Origin of the sequence: Pseudomonas sp. RIT-PI-r, assembly GCF_001297015.1 — a bacterium.
Lineage (GTDB): Bacteria > Pseudomonadota > Gammaproteobacteria > Pseudomonadales > Pseudomonadaceae > Aquipseudomonas.
This window is the reverse complement of record NZ_LIGE01000023.1, coordinates 453,774-469,622: the sequence shown is the minus strand read 5'-3', so window position 1 is coordinate 469,622 and position 15,849 is coordinate 453,774. Positions and strand designations below refer to the sequence as shown.

The following is a 15,849-nucleotide window of genomic DNA, read 5'->3' as shown; positions in this document are numbered from 1 at the left end:
CTGTATCAGGAACTTTACCTTCAACTGACGCGGGCCTTACGCACACCTTCGGACAGTGCCGAGCACAGGCTCAACACACCGTCGATGGCTTGCGCTGGCGTGGTCGCGTTGGCGATGTGATCGATCAACGCCGAACCCACCACAACACCATCAGCCAGACGCGCGATGGCCGCCGCTTGCTCCGGGGTTCGGATACCGAAACCGATGCTGATCGGCAGATCGGTATGACGACGCAGACGAGTGACCGCCTCTTCAACATGCTCCAGCGTCGCCGCGCCGGCACCGGTCACACCGGCTACCGACACGTAGTAAACAAAACCTGAGCTGCCATTGAGCACTTTCGGCAGACGCGCGTCGTCAGTGGTCGGCGTGGTCAGACGAATAAAGTCGAGACCTGCAGCCTGCGCCGGGTCGCAGAGTTCTGCGTTGTGCTCAGGCGGCATGTCGACCACGATCAGGCCATCGACGCCGGCCTCTTTCGCGTCAGCGATGAAGCGCTCAACGCCATACATATGAATCGGGTTGAAGTAACCCATCAGCACCAGCGGCGTGTCGCTGTTGCCTTCACGGAACTCGCGAACCATTTGCAGGGTTTTCACCAGGTTCTGCTTGGCGCCCAAGGCACGGATGTTCGCCAGTTGAATCGCCGGGCCGTCGGCCATCGGGTCGGTGAACGGCATGCCCAGCTCGATCACGTCGGCGCCAGCACCCGGCAAGCCTTTGAGAATCGCCAGCGAAGTGTCGTAGTCCGGATCACCGGCGGTGACGAAGGTCACCAGCGCGGCGCGGTTCTGTTCCTTGAGGTCGGCAAAACGGGTTTGCAGGCGGCTCATCAGTGTTTCTCCTGCTTAGACTGTTCCATGTGATGCATGACGGTCTGCATGTCTTTGTCGCCACGGCCCGACAGGTTGACCACCATCAGGTGATCCTTCGGCAGCTTCGGCGCACGTTTGAATACTTCAGCCAAGGCGTGAGCGCTTTCCAGTGCTGGAATGATCCCTTCCAGGCGGCAGCATTTGTGGAACGCATCCAACGCTTCGTCGTCGGTCACCGAGGTGTACTGAACGCGACCGATGTCATGCAACCACGCGTGTTCCGGGCCGATGCCTGGATAGTCGAGGCCGGCGGAAATCGAGTGGGCGTCGATGATCTGGCCATCGTCGTCCTGCAGCAGGAAAGTACGGTTGCCGTGCAACACGCCCGGAACGCCGCCGTTGAGGCTCGCCGCGTGCTTGCCGGTTTCAATGCCGTAACCGGCCGCTTCAACGCCGATGATCTCGACGCTCTTATCGTCGAGGAACGGATGGTACAGGCCCATCGCGTTGGAACCGCCACCGATGCACGCCACCAGGCTGTCCGGCAGACGACCTTCCTGCGCTTGCAACTGGTCGCGGGTTTCCTTGCCGATGACGGCCTGGAAGTCGCGCACCATCGCAGGGTACGGGTGCGGGCCGGCCACGGTGCCGATCAGGTAGAAGGTGCTGTCGACGTTGGTCACCCAGTCACGCAGGGCTTCGTTCATCGCGTCTTTCAGGGTGCCGGTGCCGGCCACCACCGGAATCACTTCAGCGCCGAGCAGCTTCATGCGGAACACGTTGGCCTGCTGACGTTCGATATCAGTGGTGCCCATGTAGATCACGCAATCCAGACCGAAACGTGCTGCAACTGTGGCAGTCGCCACGCCGTGCATGCCGGCGCCAGTCTCGGCGATGATGCGTTTTTTGCCCATGCGCCGCGCCAGCAGGATCTGGCCGATGCAGTTGTTGATCTTGTGCGCGCCAGTGTGGTTCAGCTCTTCGCGCTTGAGATAAATCTTCGCGCCGCCGCAGAATTCGGTCAGGCGTTCGGCGAAGTACAGCGGGCTCGGACGTCCGACATAGTCGCGCTGGAAGTAGGCCAATTCTTCTTTGAATGCCGGATCTTCCTTGGCCGCTTCGTATTCGCGAGCCAGATCGAGGATCAACGGCATCAGGGTTTCCGCCACGTAGCGGCCACCGAACGAGCCGAACAGGCCGTTATCGTCCGGGCCGTTACGCAGATCAGAGGTGTTCGAAGTCTGGGTCATGAGTTGCTCCAGGTGAATTCGGGTCAAAAGACAATGACGACCACTCTACCCCTGACCTTCCAGGCTGAAAACCGATAAGATCGCCACAACCTGTCAGGAAAACTCACAGATACCATGAGCCATGACCTTCCTCCGCTGAACGCCTTGCGTGCGTTCGAAGCCACCGCCCGGCTGAACAGTGTCAGTCAGGCCGCCGAGCAACTGCACGTCACCCATGGCGCAGTCAGTCGTCAGCTCAAGGTGCTGGAAGAGCACTTGGGTGTCAGTCTCTTCGTCAAGGACGGGCGCGGCCTGAAACTCACAGATGCCGGCCTGCGTTTACGCGATGCCAGCGGTGAGGCTTTTGATCGCTTGCGCAGTGTTTGTGCTGAACTCACGCAGAACACCGCCGATGCACCGTTCGTCCTGGGTTGCTCCGGAAGTCTGCTGGCACGCTGGTTCATTCCGCGCTTGGGGCGCTTGAATGCCGATCTTCCAGACTTGCGCCTGCACCTGTCAGCCGGCGAAGGCGATCTCGATCCACGACGTCCCGGTCTGGACGCTTTGCTGCTGTTCGCCGAGCCGCCATGGCCGGCAGATATGCAAGTTTACGAATTGGCCGCAGAACGCATCGGCCCGGTGATGAGCCCGCTGTTCAGTGGCTATCAACGCCTGCAAACCGCACCAGCCTCGGCGCTGCTCGATGAACCGCTGCTGCACACGACCTCTCGTCCACAGGCGTGGCCGAGTTGGGCGCAACAAAACCACCTCGATGCCAAAGCATTGAAGTCGGGACAGGGTTTCGAGCATTTGTATTATTTGCTGGAGGCAGCGGTCGCGGGTCTTGGTGTGGCAATCGCGCCGGAACCATTGGTGATGGAAGATTTGAAGGCCGGTCGCCTGGTTGCGCCCTGGGGCTTTTGTGAAACCCCGGCGCAACTGGCGTTGTGGCTACCCAAGCGCGCCGCTGACGGGCGCGCCCGGCAACTGGCGCAATGGCTCAAGAACGAGCTGCGCCAGAGCGATCACTCGCCGCGCTTGAACAGCAAGTAAGCGGCGAGCAAGCCGATCGCACCAACCGCCACACCGGCAGTCGTCCACGGATGTTCCTGGGCGTAGTCGCGGGTGGCGATCCCGGTCTCGCGGGTTTTCACTTTGACTTCTTCATAGGCGTCGCTGAGCAGGTGACGCGAATGTTTCAGCGCGCTTTCAGCATTGCTTTTCAGCGCCTTGAGGGTCTTGCGCGACTCGTCCGAAGCGTCGTCCTTCAGGCTTTCCAACGACTTGAGCAGACTCTCGATCTCGGCTTCCATGCTTTGCAACGAGGCTTTACGTAAAGAGGTGTTGGCCATGGTGGCTCTCCTGCATTGGTGATGAGTGGCGTGTGTTGGTTGGGACTTCAGCGGTTTGAGAAAGTGCAGAAATTCTGAACTTCGTCCGCGCAGGGGCGCCGAAATCCACAGTGCAGATTCACTGCTAGTCTCAAATCCACACGCCAAGGAGATCGCCATGAGTGACCATCACACGTACAAGAAAGTCGAGCTGGTCGGTTCGTCCGCCAGCAGCATCGAAGACGCCATCAACAACGCGCTGGCCGAAGCCAACAAGAGCATCAAGCATCTTGAGTGGTTTGAAGTAGTCGACACCCGTGGCCACATCAAGGACGGCAAGGCTGCGCACTTTCAGGTGACGCTGAAAGTCGGCTTCCGCATTGCCAGCAGCTGAGTTTGGTCTAGTCTTCTGAACTTGCGCGCTGGCCGAGTGCCATAGGAATGGCAAAGCGCTACAGGGTGAGTGCATCGGGTGGATGACCTGATGCCCGCCTCTTTCAATCCGACCAGGGAGTGCGACCGATGAAGAAGTTCATGTTGGCAGTAGGTTTGTTGAGCCTTGCGGGTGGTGCGTTTGCTGCCGGTAAGCCATGTGAAGAGCTGAAAAGCGAGATTGCGGCGAAGCTGGATGCCAAGGGCGTTTCCGGGTATTCGCTGGAGATTGTCGACAAGGGCGCAGCGGCTGGCGGCGACGTCGTTGGCACCTGCGAAGGTGGCACCAAGGAAATCGTCTACCAGCGCGGTTGATCGCGCCTGAAATGCAAAAGCCGACGTGAAGGCGTCGGCTTTTTTGTGTCTGAAAGATTTGTGGTGTGTTTGAGATTGATCCCCCTCACCCCAGCCCTCTCCCCCAAGGGGGCGAGGGGGAGAGGGGGCAGATCGTGGGTTGTATCAGAACCTGAGTACGACTGGATATCTCAGGTCGGCGTATCTCGATTATTCAACCCGGTCAGTCCCCTCTCCCTCTGGGAGAGGGCTAGGGTGGGGGTGCCTTTCAGCCCTTCATAACCTGCGCCAACAATTCGTACGAATGCACACGATCAGCGTGTTCGTAGAGATCACTGGTGAAAATCAGCTCATCCGCTTGAGTCTGTTCCACCAACACCTCCAGCTTCGCGCGGATTTTCGCTGGGCTACCGACCATCGCCAGCCCAAGGAAATCCCCCACCGCCTCACGCTCATGCGGCAACCACAAGCCTTCCATGGTTTTCACTGGCGGACGCTGCACCAGGCTCTGCCCACGCATCAACGCCAGAATGCGCTGATACACCGACGTCGCCAGATAATCGGCATGTTCATCGGTATCCGCTGCCACCAACGGCACACCGAGCATCACGTACGGCTTGTCGAGCACCGCCGACGGCTTGAAGTGATTGCGGTAGACGCGGATCGCCTCGTGCATGAAACGCGGGGCGAAATGCGAGGCAAAGGCGTAGGGCAAACCGCGTTCACCGGCCAACTGCGCACTGAACAGACTGGAACCGAGCAACCAGATCGGCACATTGGTGCCCGTGCCCGGCATCGCGATCACACGCTGATCCGGGGTACGCGGGCCGAGGAAGCGCACCAGTTCGGCGACGTCTTCGGGAAAATCATCAGCGCTGCCGGAGCGTTCGCGGCGCAGCGCACGAGCGGTCATCTGATCGGATCCCGGCGCGCGGCCAAGACCCAGATCAATCCGCCCCGGATACAAACTTTCCAGCGTACCGAACTGCTCGGCAATCACCAGCGGCGCATGGTTAGGCAACATAACGCCACCGGAGCCGACACGAATGGTCGACGTGCCGCCCGCCAGATAACCCAGCAAAACCGAGGTCGCGGAACTGGCAATGCCGTCCATGTTGTGGTGTTCAGCCACCCAGAACCGCGTGTAGCCAAATTTTTCGACGTGCTGCGCCAGGTCCAGCGAGTTGCGTAGCGACTGCGCCGGGCTGCCATTTTCGCGCACCGGCACCAGATCGAGGGTAGAAAATTTTACGTCGGACAGTTGCTTCATAAACCTGCGTCTCCGAGTGAGGCGGCAGGTTTTTCTTAGCGAACGAAACCCTGCCGAATCCATAAGCGTGTTTCATGCAATGAGGGCATATACCCGAGTTTCAATAGCAGCGAAGATATTTCCTACTAAAAAAGTCAACGATTCAGACGGGCTGAACTTTGTTCCGACGTCTATCCTCAGAAGCCTTGCAAGCAAAAACCACGACGACGCGGCGTTTCCGCGTCAGATCTTGAGGAGGCAGACATGGCTATCGTGAAGAAAGCATCCGCACATTGGGCAGGCGATCTGAAAACCGGCATCGGCTCGATCTCCACCGAAACCGGTGTCCTCAGAGAAGCACCCTACGGCTTCAAGGCGCGCTTCGAAGGCGGCAAGGGCACCAACCCGGAAGAACTGATCGGCGCTGCGCATGCCGGTTGTTTCTCCATGGCGTTTTCGATGATTTTGGGCGATGCGGGCCTGAAGGCCGACAGCATCGATACCAATGCGGAAGTGACCCTCGACCAAGTGGATGGCGGGTTCGCTATCACGGCGGTGAAGCTGATCCTCAAGGCGAAAATCCCGGGGGCGACGCAGGCGCAGTTTGAAGAGCTGAGCAACAAGGCCAAGGAAGGGTGCCCGGTATCCAAAGTGCTGAATGCGAAGATTACGCTTGAGGCTTCGCTGGTCAGTTGATTTTGGGTTGACCGGTCTGGCGCTATCGCGAGCAGGCTCACTCCTACAGTTGATCTCCAGCGGACACAATTATTGTGAGCGACCAGGATTCCCTGTAGGAGTGAGCCTGCTCGCGATAGCAATCTGCAGATCTCCCAAGATTTAAACCTTCAGAACAACTTGTGAGCGAAGTCAGAACCCTCGCGGTAAAAGTATGGTCGAATCAATGACAGCAGCTTCAGCGCACGCCCGTGCGCGCTGCCTCAGGGAGCTTCACTCATGAAACGTATCGGCTTGGCGATTCTCTGCAGTGCACTGGCCACCTCGGTTTTTGCCGCACCCAAAGACTGCGAAGAACTCAAGAAAGAGATCGAAGTCAAGATCCAGGCTAAAGCAGTGCCGTCCTACACACTGGAAATCGTCAGCAAGGAAGAAGCAGCAAAGCATGACATCGCCATGGTGGTCGGTTCATGTGAGAACGGCACCAAAGCTATCATCTACCAGAAGAACGATAGCTGAGGCGCTTCAGTTGATGCAGTTGTATTGGCGATCTTCAGCAACGATCTCGCGTCTGGCGTTATAAAGCCGGGCACTCGGGGTGAACGCCAGCGAACGCCCCTCCAGCAGGTAACGTTGCCCCGCCTCGAAATGGTCGTAGCGTATGTACAGGTAACACAGGCGCTCTACCGGCCCGGTCATCAATGCGCCGCCCCCGCCAAACACTTCAAAGTCGAAGCGCACGCGCAGCTCGTGACTGCCGGGGGTGACCTGAAAGTAGCGCCCGTCATTCAGCCGTTGATTGTCGAGACGCTCAGCCATCAGTAATTTGCCGCCCGGCGTCGGCGTCGAAAAGTCGACCCAGGCCATTTGCGGATCGACCGGGGGCAGCGGCGTCTGGCAACCGGTCAAAAGGCTGGCAACGATCAATGAAAGCAATTTGCGCATGATGAATACCCACTGGCCCGGACACTCAGCATAGCGCCGTTCAGGTGCGTTGACAGCCTGCCGGCGTGCCCTGGCCTACCACTTTTCGCTGCTCGTCATAAAGCTTGGCCCAAGGTCGGAATCCGATACTGCCGGCCTGCAACTGGTAACGCTGGCCCGCGTTGAAATCCTTGAATTTCACACTCAACTGGCAATCGCGCCACAGCGGTTCGGCATCGGGACCGATATTGGTCGCCTCTACCGGAAATTGATAACGCACCTTCAGCTCATGGCTACCGGGCTGCACTTCGAAGTAGCGTTTGTCGGTGGTCGCCCGGGTATCGACTTGCAGCGCTTGCAGCGCCGTATCCTGTTGCCGGGCATCGAGATCGATCCAGGCTTGCGAAGGGTCGGGTTCGGGCATTCCGAAATTGGCACAACCGGCCAGCGTCAGCAGGCCCCCTGACAGCATCAACATGCGCATAGCGGTGCTCCTTTAGGCGGGATAGTCTTGCGAGCAGACTCTCCGGGGGATTTCTTATTTTGAGCAGGCCGTTTCCAAGCCTTGGGTTACTTGATCGCGTTTTTCGGGTTTTGTTTCCGGGTGTGATGTTTTTGTTGCTCAACGGTTGCGCCAGCGTCAGCTATTACAGCCAGTTGGCCAGCGGCCAGCTGCAATTGCTGCGGGCGCGCGAGCCGGTGGAAAAAATCATTGCCGACCCGAGCCGCGAAGCGAAATTACGCACGCACCTGGCCCAGTCACAAAAGGCCCGGGCGTTCGCCAGCGAGCATCTGCACCTGCCGGACAACCAGAGCTATCGCCTGTATGCCGACATTGGCCGACCGTTTGTGGTGTGGAATGTGTTCGCCACTCAGGAGTTTTCCCTGACGCCGCAGAACCATTGTTTCCCGATTGCCGGCTGCGTGGCTTATCGGGGTTACTACAGCCAGAGCGCGGCCCGCGGTGAGGCGGCGATCCAGCGCTTGCAAGGCATGGACGTGTCGATTGGCGGTGTTGAGGCCTATTCGACGCTCGGCTGGTTCAACGATCCCATTCTTAATTCAATGATGGGCTGGGGTGATGAACGCCTGGCCACGCTGATCTTTCACGAGCTGGCTCATCAATGCTTTTATGTGAAGGACGACACCGAGTTCAACGAGTCCTTCGCCACGTTTGTCGAGCAGGAAGGCACCCGGCAGTGGCGGGCGTTTCGCGGGTTGCCAGCGGACACTGACTCACGGTTGAAGCAGCGGGATCAGTTCATCGAGTTGGTGCTGGATGTGCGGTCTCGGTTGGAAAAATTGTATGCACAGCCGCTGTCGACCGAACAGATGCGCGAACGCAAGGCGGCGGAGTTCGAACAGTTTCGCCGGGATTATCGGAAAATGAGCGACAGTCAGTGGGATGGAGACAAGCGTTATGACGCCTGGGTGAACGCGCCGTTGAACAATGCGCGGTTGTTGCCGTTTGGGTTGTATGACCAGTGGGTGCCGGCGTTTGCGGCGTTGTTCAGGCAGGTTGGGGGGGATTGGCTGAGGTTTTATGCGCAGGTTGAGCGGTTGGGTGGGTTACCGGGGGCTGAGCGAAAGGCGGCTTTGAAAATGTTGGCAGATCCAAACAGTTGAGTTGATTGGGAGTAAGTCATCGCGAGCAGGCTCACTCCTACAGGGGAATGCGTTCCAAATGTAGAAGTGAGCCTGCTCGCGATAGTAATCTAATCAGCGCTGCAAAAAGGCCTGATGCAACTGATCCAGTGTCTCGAAGTGATAAGCCGGTGCTTCGGCATTCAACTCTTCAAAACTGCCAAACCCATAACCGACCGCCGCCGCATCCAGACCGTTGCTGCGCGCCCCGATCAAGTCATGCTTGCGATCGCCAATCATCAGCGTATTCGCAGGATCCAGCCCTTCCTCTTTCAGCAGATGGGCAATCAGCTCGACCTTGTTGGTCCGCGTGCCATCCAGTTCGCTGCCGTAAATCACCTTGAAGTGCCGGGCGAAATCAAAATGCCGGGCGATCTCGCGGGCGAATTCCCACGGCTTCGATGTCGCGATGTACAGCTGCCGACCTTGCCCGCTCAGGGTTTCCAGCAACGGCGTGACACCCTCAAACACGCGGTTCTCGTACAGGCCGGTGACCTTAAAGCGTTCACGATAGAAATTCACCGCCTGCCACGCCTTGGCTTCATCGAAATCGTAGAACTGCATGAACGCCTGCAACAGTGGCGGGCCGATGAAGTGTTCGAGCTTGGTCAGGTCCGGTTCATCGATGCCGAGTTTGGCCAAGGCAAACTGAATGGAACGGGTGATGCCCTCACGCGGGTCGGTCAGGGTGCCATCGAGGTCGAACAGTACGGTTTGGTAATGCATGAGTATTCCTGAGCAGTCGCAAATTCGATTCAGAGTGTGTCGTAGCCTTCGGCTAGATGCAGGTCCTTGAGCTTTACGTAGTTGGCCGCGCTGTAAGTGAAGAACGCGTTTTCCTTGTCGGTCAGCGGACGGACCTGTTTCACCGGGCTACCCACATAGAGGAAGCCGCTTTCCAGGCGTTTGCCCGGTGGCACAAGGCTGCCAGCGCCGATGATCACATCGTCCTCGACCACCGCGCCGTCCATGACGATGCTGCCCATGCCGATCAATACGCGGCTACCGACGCTGCAGCCGTGGAGCATGACTTTGTGGGCGATGGTCACGTCATCGCCGATCAGCAGCGGGAAGCCGTCGGGGTTGAACGGGCCGGCGTGGGTGATGTGCAACACGCAGCCGTCCTGCACGCTGGTGCGCGCACCGATGCGGATGCGGTGCATGTCACCACGGATCACGGTCAGCGGCCAGACGGAGCTGTCTTCGCCGATTTCGACGTCGCCGATCACCACTGCCGAGCCGTCGACAAACGCGCCTTTACTCAACTGCGGGGTGTGATTCTGGTACTTGCGAAGGGACACGATAATTTCTCTCTCTGTCGCCGATAGCTGCGGTGAATGCCGATTGTAATTAAGATGGGGCAATGTTTCCCCAGCCAAGGTGCCAACCGTGAGCGTGAACAACCCTCTGCTGCAGTCCTACGACCTGCCACCGTTCTCCACGATCCGTGCCGAACACGTCCTGCCCGCCATCGAAACGATCCTGGCCGACAACCGCGCCGCCATTGCCGAAATCCTCAAGACTCAGGTTCAGAACCCTACCTGGGCCGGTCTGGTTCTGGCGATGGACGAACTCAATGACCGCCTCGGTGCTGCCTGGAGCCCGGTCAGCCACCTCAATGCCGTGTGCAACAGCGCTGAATTGCGTGAAGCCTACGAGTCGTGCCTGCCAGCCCTGAGCGCCTACTCCACCGAAATGGGCCAGAACCGCGAGCTGTTCCAGGCTTATGAAGCACTGGCCAACAGCCCGCAAGCCACCGGTTTCGACGTGGCGCAGAAGACTATTCTGGAACACGCCCTACGTGACTTCCGTCTGTCGGGTATCGACCTGCCGGAAGCCGAACAGAAACGCTACGCCGAAGTGCAAAGCAAACTGTCCGAGCTGGGCAGCCGCTTCTCCAATCAACTGCTCGATGCCACGCAGGCATGGACCAAGCACGTCAGCGACGAAGCCGCGCTCGCCGGCCTGACCGACTCGGCCAAGGCGCAAATGGCTGCCGCCGCGCAAGCCAAAGGCCTCGACGGCTGGCTGATCACTCTGGAATTCCCGAGCTACTACGCGGTGATGACCTACGCGCAAGACCGTGCGCTACGTGAAGAAGTCTATGCCGCCTACTGCACCCGCGCCTCGGATCAAGGCCCGAACGCCGGTCAGAACGATAACGGCCCGGTGATGGAAGAGATCCTCGATCTGCGTCAGGAACTGGCCAAGTTGCTGGGTTTCGCCAGTTTCTCCGAGCTGAGCCTGGCCACCAAAATGGCCGAATCCAGCGATCAGGTGCTGAGCTTCCTGCGTGATCTGGCCAAGCGCAGCAAACCGTTTGCCGCACAGGATCTGCAACAGCTGCGCGCCTACGCCGCCGAACAGGGCTGCGCCGACCTGCAAAGCTGGGACAGCGGTTTCTACGGTGAAAAACTCCGTGAGCAACGCTACAGCGTCGCCCAGGAAACCCTGCGCGCCTACTTCCCGATCGATAAAGTCCTGGGCGGTCTGTTCGCCATCGTTCAGCGCCTGTACGGCATCGAAATCGCCGAACAGAAAGGCTTCGACACCTGGCATCCGGACGTTCGCCTGTTCGAGATCAAGGAAAACGGCCAGCACGTCGGCCGCTTCTTCTTCGACCTCTACGCCCGCGCTAACAAGCGTGGCGGTGCGTGGATGGACGGCGCCCGCGACCGTCGTCGCACCGTCGACGGCGTGCTGCAAAGCCCGGTGGCCAATCTGGTGTGCAACTTCACCCCGGCCGACAGCGGCAAGCCTGCGCTGCTGACCCACGACGAAGTGACCACGCTGTTCCACGAATTCGGCCATGGCCTGCATCACTTGCTGACCCGTGTTGATCACGCCGGTGTTTCCGGCATCAACGGCGTGGCGTGGGATGCGGTCGAGCTGCCAAGCCAGTTTATGGAAAACTGGTGCTGGGAGCCGGAAGGCCTCGCGCTGATTTCCGGTCATTACGAAAGCGGCGAACCGCTGCCGCAGGACCTGCTGGAAAAAATGCTCGCGGCGAAAAACTTCCAGTCCGGCCTGATGATGGTTCGTCAGCTGGAATTCTCGCTGTTCGACTTCGAACTGCACGCCACCCACGGTGACGGCCGCAGCGTGCTGCAAGTGCTCGAAGGCGTGCGTGACGAGGTGTCGGTGATGCGTCCGCCGGCCTACAACCGCTTCCCCAACAGCTTCGCGCACATCTTCGCCGGCGGTTACGCGGCGGGTTACTACAGCTACAAGTGGGCTGAAGTGCTCTCGGCAGATGCTTTTTCGAAGTTCGAAGAAGACGGCGTGCTCAACGCTGAAACCGGTCGTGCTTTCCGCGAGGCGATTCTGGCGCGCGGTGGTTCGCAGGCACCGATGGTGCTGTTCGTCGACTTCCGTGGCCGTGAGCCGTCGATTGACGCACTGTTGCGCCACAGCGGCCTGAGTGAGGACGCGGCAGCATGAGTGACGGGCCTGTGATTACCAAGAAACGCTTTATCGCCGGGGCTGTATGCCCGGCGTGCAGCGAGCCGGACAAGTTGATGATGTGGAACGAAGACAGCGTGCCGCACCGTGAATGTGTCGCTTGCGGTTACTCCGACACGCTCAATGAGCAAGGGCTTTCGGTGCCCAAAGAGTTGGGCACGCGGGTCAACACCAGCGCTATCAGCAAACCTGCGACGGACAAGACCGTACAAGCGGTGCAGTTCTTTCCGAATCCGAAGCTCAAGAAGAAGACTGAAGACTGAGTCGCGACATGACCTCCCACAGCGCAAAGCCGTGGGAGGTTGGATTCACTTCAGATTGACTGACTGAAACCAGCTCTTCATCGAGCAAGTGGCGAACGCGCTGGTGCTGCAATCACCATTGGCCAGCGCCGTGCGCAGCTTGTCGACATCGGCCTGCATCACGTAGCGCACGCTGTCGCGAAAGTGCCCACTCTCACCAAAGCCACCTTGGGTCATCTCGCTCAAGGCGTCTTCTTTGCTCCAGCCCTGCACTACCACGCGATACATCGCCGCCATCAGGCCAGTGCGATCGGAGCCGTGCTTGCAATGCATCAGTACTGGGCCACTGGCTTCGGCAGCCTGAATGGCACGTAGCGTCTTCAGCACATCGGCGTCATCGACGTGGTTGGTGCGATACGGCAGTTGCAGTTGATTGATGCCAGGCTCCGACAGCCAGTCGCTATCCGCTTCCGGCAGGAAATTTATCACCGTGGCGACCTTGAGATTTTTCAGCAACGGCACCGCGCCGCCATCGGGCAAGGCGCTGCGATAGAGCGTCGGTGAGATTTGGAACAGGTTGTATTGCACTTCGACCGGTTGCGCCCAATCAGCGGGCCGGGCTGTCGCTGGCGTCGCAGCCTGGGCCGGCAGCCAGGACAACAGCGCTAGAAACGATAAACACAAGGCAGGGAAAAAACGCACTCGGGACATGCTGGGGTGACCGTGTCGGGATTCATCGATGAGGGGAAACGCAGCTTCGGCGTTGCGCGGTCAAAGCCCTGTGAGGCGGCTGTCAAAGAAACGTGAATCCGCACGCTTTCGACCATTGCAGTTAAGAAAACCGGTCTTTTTTCCGCTGAATCGGTTTATCCGGAAGCTTAGCCTGCTACCATTTGTCACATCATGTTGCAGACGCGTCCCCTTTTTCCGGGCCAGACCGGATCCGTCTCGACGAAAAATCCTCAAGCCGTTCGCAGAAACGGCTGTCCCCTAATGCCTGATGAGGTGCACCCCCATGTCTGATGAAGATCGAGACAACCCGCGGCGTGAGTTTTTACGCAAATCCCTGACCCTGATTCCGGTGGTCACCCTGGCCGGCACCAGCCTGGGCAGCAGTGTGCTGCAAGCGGCGCCCGAAGCCGCGCCTGCTGCACCGGCCGCGCAACCGGCTCGCACCGACGCCGGTGTTTACCAGCCGAACTATTTCACGGCTGAGGAATGGGCATTCATCAATGCCGCCGTCGCGCAATTGATCCCCAACGATGCCCAGGGCCCGGGAGCGCTAGAGGCCGGTGTGCCGGAATACATCGACCGTCAGATGAATACGCCGTACGCCGCCGGTGCCCTGTGGTACATGCAAGGCCCGTTCAATGCCGACGCCGCTCCGGAAATGGGCTGGCAGAGCAAACTGGTACCCAAAGAGATCTACCGCCTCGGCATCGCCGCCACGGATCAGTGGGCAAAATCCCTCAACGGTAAAGTATTTGCTGAGCAAGACAGCGCTACCCGAGACGATTTGCTCAAGCAACTCGAAGCCGGAAAAGCGCAATTCGACGCCGTTCCAGCGAAGATTTTCTTCAATCTGTTGCTGCAAAACACCAAGGAAGGGTTCTTCTGCGACCCGATCCACGGTGGCAACAAAGGCATGGTCGGCTGGACCATGATCGGCTTCCCCGGCGCCCGCGCCGATTTCATGGATTGGGTGGAACGCAACGAGCAATACCCCTTCCCGGCAGTTTCGATTCGCGGCGAGAGGGCGTAAGCATGGCAACGGTAATGAAGAAAGTAGACGCGGTCATCGTCGGTTTCGGCTGGACCGGCGCGATCATGGCCAAGGAGCTGACCGAAGCGGGTCTCAACGTGCTGGCGCTGGAGCGTGGGCCGATGCAGGACACCTACCCCGACGGCAACTATCCGCAGGTGATCGACGAACTCACCTACAGCGTGCGCAAAAAACTCTTTCAAGACATCTCGAAAGAAACCGTCACCATCCGTCATAGCGTCAACGACATTGCTCTGCCGAACCGCCAGTTGGGTGCGTTCCTGCCGGGTAATGGTGTGGGCGGCGCCGGTCTGCACTGGTCGGGCGTGCACTTTCGCGTAGATCCGATCGAGTTGCGCATGCGCAGCCACTACGAAGAGCGCTACGGCAAAAGCTTTATCCCCAAAGACATGACCATCCAGGACTTCGGCGTCAGTTATGAAGAACTGGAGCCGTTCTTCGATTTCGCCGAGAAAGTCTTCGGCACCTCCGGCCAGGCCTGGACCGTGAAGGGCCAACTGGTCGGTCAGGGCAAGGGCGGCAACCCGTACGCGCCGGATCGCTCCAACCCGTTCCCGCTGGAAGCGCAGAAGAACACCGTGTCCGCACAGCTGTTCGGCAAAGCGGCTACAGAAGTCGGTTACAAACCCTACAACCTGCCGTCCGCGAATACGTCAGGGCCGTACACCAATCCTTACGGCGCGCAAATGGGCCCGTGCAACTTCTGCGGTTTCTGCAGCGGCTATGTCTGCTACATGTATTCCAAAGCCTCGCCGAACGTGAACATTCTGCCGGCGCTCAAGCCGCTGCCGAATTTCGAGCTGCGGCCTAACTCGCACGTGCTGCGCGTCAACCTCGACAGCACGAAATCCAAAGCCACCGGCGTGACCTACATCGACGGTCAGGGTCGCGAGATCGAACAACCGGCGGATCTGGTGATCCTCGGCGCGTTCCAGTTGCACAACGTGCGTCTGATGCTGCTCTCAGGGATTGGCAAGCCGTACGACCCGATCACTGGCGAAGGCGTGGTCGGGCGTAACTTCGCCTACCAGAACATGGCGACCATCAAGGCGTTCTTCGACAAGGACACCCACACCAACAACTTCATCGGCGCCGGCGGCAACGGCGTGGCGCTGGACGACTTCAACGCCGACAACTTCGACCACGGTCCCCACGGCTTCGTCGGCGGCTCGCCGATGTGGGTCAACCAGGCTGGCAGCCGGCCGATTGCCGGTACCTCGAACCCGCCGGGCACTCCCGCGTGGGGCAGTGACTGGAAACGCGCCACCGCCGATTACTACACCCACCAGGTGTCGATGGACGCTCACGGCGCGCATCAGTCCTACCGAGGCAACTACCTCGACCTCGATCCGGTGTACCGCGACGCCTACGGCTTGCCGTTGCTGCGAATGACCTTCGACTGGCAGGAAAACGACATCAAGATGAACCGCTTCATGGTCGAGAAAATGGGCAAGGTCGCCGAAGCGATGAGCCCGAAAGCCATTGCCGTGATCGGCAAGAAAGTCGGCGACCACTTCAACACCGCGTCCTACCAGACCACCCACCTCAACGGCGGCGCGATCATGGGTACCGATCCGAAGAAGAGCGCGCTGAACCGTTATCTGCAGAGCTGGGACGTGCACAACGTCTTCGTGCCCGGCGCCTCGGCGTTCCCGCAAGGCCTGGGTTACAACCCGACGGGCCTGGTTGCCGCACTGACCTACTGGTCGGCGAAAGCGATCCGCGAGCAATACCTGAAAAACCCCGGCCCGCTGGTGCAGGCTTAAGGA

At 59.3% G+C, this 15,849-nt stretch carries 19 protein-coding genes; 10 read left to right on the top strand and 9 right to left on the bottom strand.

Annotated features, from left to right (window positions below):
- Nucleotides 1-20: 20 nt before the first annotated feature.
- On the bottom strand, nucleotides 21-833 hold the full coding sequence (gene trpA / locus AK821_RS11685) for a tryptophan synthase subunit alpha (RefSeq protein ID WP_064389768.1): 813 nt from the start codon (nucleotides 831-833) through the stop codon (nucleotides 21-23).
- The gene (trpB, locus tag AK821_RS11680; RefSeq protein WP_064389767.1) at nucleotides 833-2,065 is read right to left on the bottom strand and encodes a tryptophan synthase subunit beta; all 1,233 of its coding nucleotides are present in this window, start codon (nucleotides 2,063-2,065) and stop codon (nucleotides 833-835) included. Before trpB ends, trpA begins: the two co-directional genes overlap by 1 nt.
- Nucleotides 2,066-2,179: 114 nt before the next feature.
- Here trpB and AK821_RS11675 point away from each other — a divergent pair, with 114 nt between their 5' ends.
- The gene (locus AK821_RS11675; RefSeq protein ID WP_064389766.1) at nucleotides 2,180-3,097 is read left to right on the top strand and encodes a LysR family transcriptional regulator; all 918 of its coding nucleotides are present in this window, start codon (nucleotides 2,180-2,182) and stop codon (nucleotides 3,095-3,097) included.
- On the opposite strand, the gene AK821_RS11670 is transcribed toward AK821_RS11675, so the two are convergent.
- Nucleotides 3,070-3,396, bottom strand: a complete 327-nt coding sequence (locus AK821_RS11670; RefSeq protein ID WP_007911686.1) for a DUF883 family protein — start codon at nucleotides 3,394-3,396, stop codon at nucleotides 3,070-3,072. The two genes, AK821_RS11675 and AK821_RS11670, sit on opposite strands and share 28 nt — an antisense overlap.
- 157 nt (nucleotides 3,397-3,553) lie before the next feature.
- On the opposite strand from AK821_RS11670, the gene AK821_RS11665 reads away from it, so the two are divergent.
- Together AK821_RS11665 and AK821_RS11660 are read left to right on the top strand one after the other, a co-directional pair.
- Nucleotides 3,554-3,769 carry a dodecin gene (locus AK821_RS11665; RefSeq protein ID WP_007911688.1) on the top strand — a complete coding sequence of 72 codons (216 nt, stop codon included), beginning with the start codon at nucleotides 3,554-3,556 and terminating at the stop codon, nucleotides 3,767-3,769.
- 128 nt (nucleotides 3,770-3,897) lie between these two features.
- Nucleotides 3,898-4,122 carry a DUF1161 domain-containing protein gene (locus tag AK821_RS11660; protein ID WP_064389765.1) on the top strand — a complete coding sequence of 75 codons (225 nt, stop codon included), beginning with the start codon at nucleotides 3,898-3,900 and terminating at the stop codon, nucleotides 4,120-4,122.
- Between the two features lie 247 nt (nucleotides 4,123-4,369).
- On the opposite strand, the gene AK821_RS11655 is transcribed toward AK821_RS11660, so the two are convergent.
- Complete coding sequence (locus AK821_RS11655) at nucleotides 4,370-5,371, bottom strand: LLM class flavin-dependent oxidoreductase (protein ID WP_064389764.1); 1,002 nt, start codon at nucleotides 5,369-5,371, stop codon at nucleotides 4,370-4,372.
- 243 nt (nucleotides 5,372-5,614) lie between these two features.
- Between AK821_RS11655 and AK821_RS11650 the strand changes: the two genes are divergently transcribed.
- Both AK821_RS11650 and AK821_RS11645 read left to right on the top strand, forming a co-directional pair.
- Complete coding sequence (locus tag AK821_RS11650; RefSeq protein ID WP_064389763.1) at nucleotides 5,615-6,046, top strand: OsmC family protein; 432 nt, start codon at nucleotides 5,615-5,617, stop codon at nucleotides 6,044-6,046.
- A 258-nt stretch (nucleotides 6,047-6,304) separates the two neighbouring features.
- The gene (locus AK821_RS11645; protein WP_064389762.1) at nucleotides 6,305-6,544 is read left to right on the top strand and encodes a DUF1161 domain-containing protein; all 240 of its coding nucleotides are present in this window, start codon (nucleotides 6,305-6,307) and stop codon (nucleotides 6,542-6,544) included.
- A 6-nt stretch (nucleotides 6,545-6,550) separates the two neighbouring features.
- On the opposite strand, the gene AK821_RS11640 is transcribed toward AK821_RS11645, so the two are convergent.
- Nucleotides 6,551-6,970, bottom strand: coding sequence for a PA0061/PA0062 family lipoprotein (locus tag AK821_RS11640; RefSeq protein ID WP_064389761.1), 420 nt, complete (start codon nucleotides 6,968-6,970; stop codon nucleotides 6,551-6,553).
- A 40-nt stretch (nucleotides 6,971-7,010) separates the two neighbouring features.
- Nucleotides 7,011-7,433, bottom strand: a complete 423-nt coding sequence (locus tag AK821_RS11635) for a PA0061/PA0062 family lipoprotein (RefSeq protein WP_064389760.1) — start codon at nucleotides 7,431-7,433, stop codon at nucleotides 7,011-7,013.
- A 59-nt stretch (nucleotides 7,434-7,492) separates the two neighbouring features.
- Here AK821_RS11635 and AK821_RS11630 point away from each other — a divergent pair, with 59 nt between their 5' ends.
- The gene (locus tag AK821_RS11630) at nucleotides 7,493-8,575 is read left to right on the top strand and encodes an aminopeptidase (RefSeq protein ID WP_064389759.1); all 1,083 of its coding nucleotides are present in this window, start codon (nucleotides 7,493-7,495) and stop codon (nucleotides 8,573-8,575) included.
- A gap of 93 nt (nucleotides 8,576-8,668) precedes the next feature.
- On the opposite strand, the gene AK821_RS11625 is transcribed toward AK821_RS11630, so the two are convergent.
- The gene (locus tag AK821_RS11625; RefSeq protein ID WP_064389758.1) at nucleotides 8,669-9,319 is read right to left on the bottom strand and encodes an HAD family hydrolase; all 651 of its coding nucleotides are present in this window, start codon (nucleotides 9,317-9,319) and stop codon (nucleotides 8,669-8,671) included.
- Nucleotides 9,320-9,348: 29 nt separating this feature from the next.
- Complete coding sequence (locus tag AK821_RS11620; protein WP_064389757.1) at nucleotides 9,349-9,894, bottom strand: gamma carbonic anhydrase family protein; 546 nt, start codon at nucleotides 9,892-9,894, stop codon at nucleotides 9,349-9,351.
- An 88-nt stretch (nucleotides 9,895-9,982) separates the two neighbouring features.
- On the opposite strand from AK821_RS11620, the gene prlC reads away from it, so the two are divergent.
- Both prlC and AK821_RS11610 read left to right on the top strand, forming a co-directional pair.
- Nucleotides 9,983-12,034, top strand: a complete 2,052-nt coding sequence (gene prlC / locus AK821_RS11615) for an oligopeptidase A (protein WP_064389756.1) — start codon at nucleotides 9,983-9,985, stop codon at nucleotides 12,032-12,034.
- Nucleotides 12,031-12,318 carry a YheV family putative zinc ribbon protein gene (locus AK821_RS11610; protein ID WP_064389755.1) on the top strand — a complete coding sequence of 96 codons (288 nt, stop codon included), beginning with the start codon at nucleotides 12,031-12,033 and terminating at the stop codon, nucleotides 12,316-12,318. The genes prlC and AK821_RS11610 overlap by 4 nt, the downstream gene beginning before the upstream one ends.
- A 45-nt stretch (nucleotides 12,319-12,363) precedes the next feature.
- Here AK821_RS11610 and AK821_RS11605 read toward each other — a convergent pair whose 3' ends face one another.
- Nucleotides 12,364-13,008 carry a dual specificity protein phosphatase family protein gene (locus AK821_RS11605; protein WP_064389754.1) on the bottom strand — a complete coding sequence of 215 codons (645 nt, stop codon included), beginning with the start codon at nucleotides 13,006-13,008 and terminating at the stop codon, nucleotides 12,364-12,366.
- Between the two features lie 304 nt (nucleotides 13,009-13,312).
- Here AK821_RS11605 and AK821_RS11600 point away from each other — a divergent pair, with 304 nt between their 5' ends.
- Nucleotides 13,313-14,059, top strand: coding sequence for a gluconate 2-dehydrogenase subunit 3 family protein (locus AK821_RS11600; protein ID WP_064389753.1), 747 nt, complete (start codon nucleotides 13,313-13,315; stop codon nucleotides 14,057-14,059).
- A 2-nt stretch (nucleotides 14,060-14,061) separates the two neighbouring features.
- The gene (locus AK821_RS11595) at nucleotides 14,062-15,846 is read left to right on the top strand and encodes a GMC family oxidoreductase (RefSeq protein WP_064389752.1); all 1,785 of its coding nucleotides are present in this window, start codon (nucleotides 14,062-14,064) and stop codon (nucleotides 15,844-15,846) included.
- Nucleotides 15,847-15,849 lie beyond the last annotated feature (3 nt).

Coding starts and splice junctions, on each gene's coding strand:
- AK821_RS11595 (WP_064389752.1), top strand. CDS start 14,062: ATGGCAACGGTAATGAAGAAAGTAGACGCGGTCATCGTCGGTTTCGGC.
- AK821_RS11600 (WP_064389753.1), top strand. CDS start 13,313: ATGTCTGATGAAGATCGAGACAACCCGCGGCGTGAGTTTTTACGCAAA.
- AK821_RS11675 (WP_064389766.1), top strand. CDS start 2,180: ATGAGCCATGACCTTCCTCCGCTGAACGCCTTGCGTGCGTTCGAAGCC.
- trpA (WP_064389768.1), bottom strand. CDS start 833: ATGAGCCGCCTGCAAACCCGTTTTGCCGACCTCAAGGAACAGAACCGC.
- AK821_RS11665 (WP_007911688.1), top strand. CDS start 3,554: ATGAGTGACCATCACACGTACAAGAAAGTCGAGCTGGTCGGTTCGTCC.
- AK821_RS11645 (WP_064389762.1), top strand. CDS start 6,305: ATGAAACGTATCGGCTTGGCGATTCTCTGCAGTGCACTGGCCACCTCG.
- trpB (WP_064389767.1), bottom strand. CDS start 2,065: ATGACCCAGACTTCGAACACCTCTGATCTGCGTAACGGCCCGGACGAT.
- AK821_RS11660 (WP_064389765.1), top strand. CDS start 3,898: ATGAAGAAGTTCATGTTGGCAGTAGGTTTGTTGAGCCTTGCGGGTGGT.
- AK821_RS11650 (WP_064389763.1), top strand. CDS start 5,615: ATGGCTATCGTGAAGAAAGCATCCGCACATTGGGCAGGCGATCTGAAA.
- AK821_RS11670 (WP_007911686.1), bottom strand. CDS start 3,396: ATGGCCAACACCTCTTTACGTAAAGCCTCGTTGCAAAGCATGGAAGCC.
- AK821_RS11655 (WP_064389764.1), bottom strand. CDS start 5,371: ATGAAGCAACTGTCCGACGTAAAATTTTCTACCCTCGATCTGGTGCCG.
- AK821_RS11625 (WP_064389758.1), bottom strand. CDS start 9,319: ATGCATTACCAAACCGTACTGTTCGACCTCGATGGCACCCTGACCGAC.
- AK821_RS11635 (WP_064389760.1), bottom strand. CDS start 7,433: ATGCGCATGTTGATGCTGTCAGGGGGCCTGCTGACGCTGGCCGGTTGT.
- AK821_RS11605 (WP_064389754.1), bottom strand. CDS start 13,008: ATGTCCCGAGTGCGTTTTTTCCCTGCCTTGTGTTTATCGTTTCTAGCG.
- AK821_RS11640 (WP_064389761.1), bottom strand. CDS start 6,970: ATGCGCAAATTGCTTTCATTGATCGTTGCCAGCCTTTTGACCGGTTGC.
- AK821_RS11610 (WP_064389755.1), top strand. CDS start 12,031: ATGAGTGACGGGCCTGTGATTACCAAGAAACGCTTTATCGCCGGGGCT.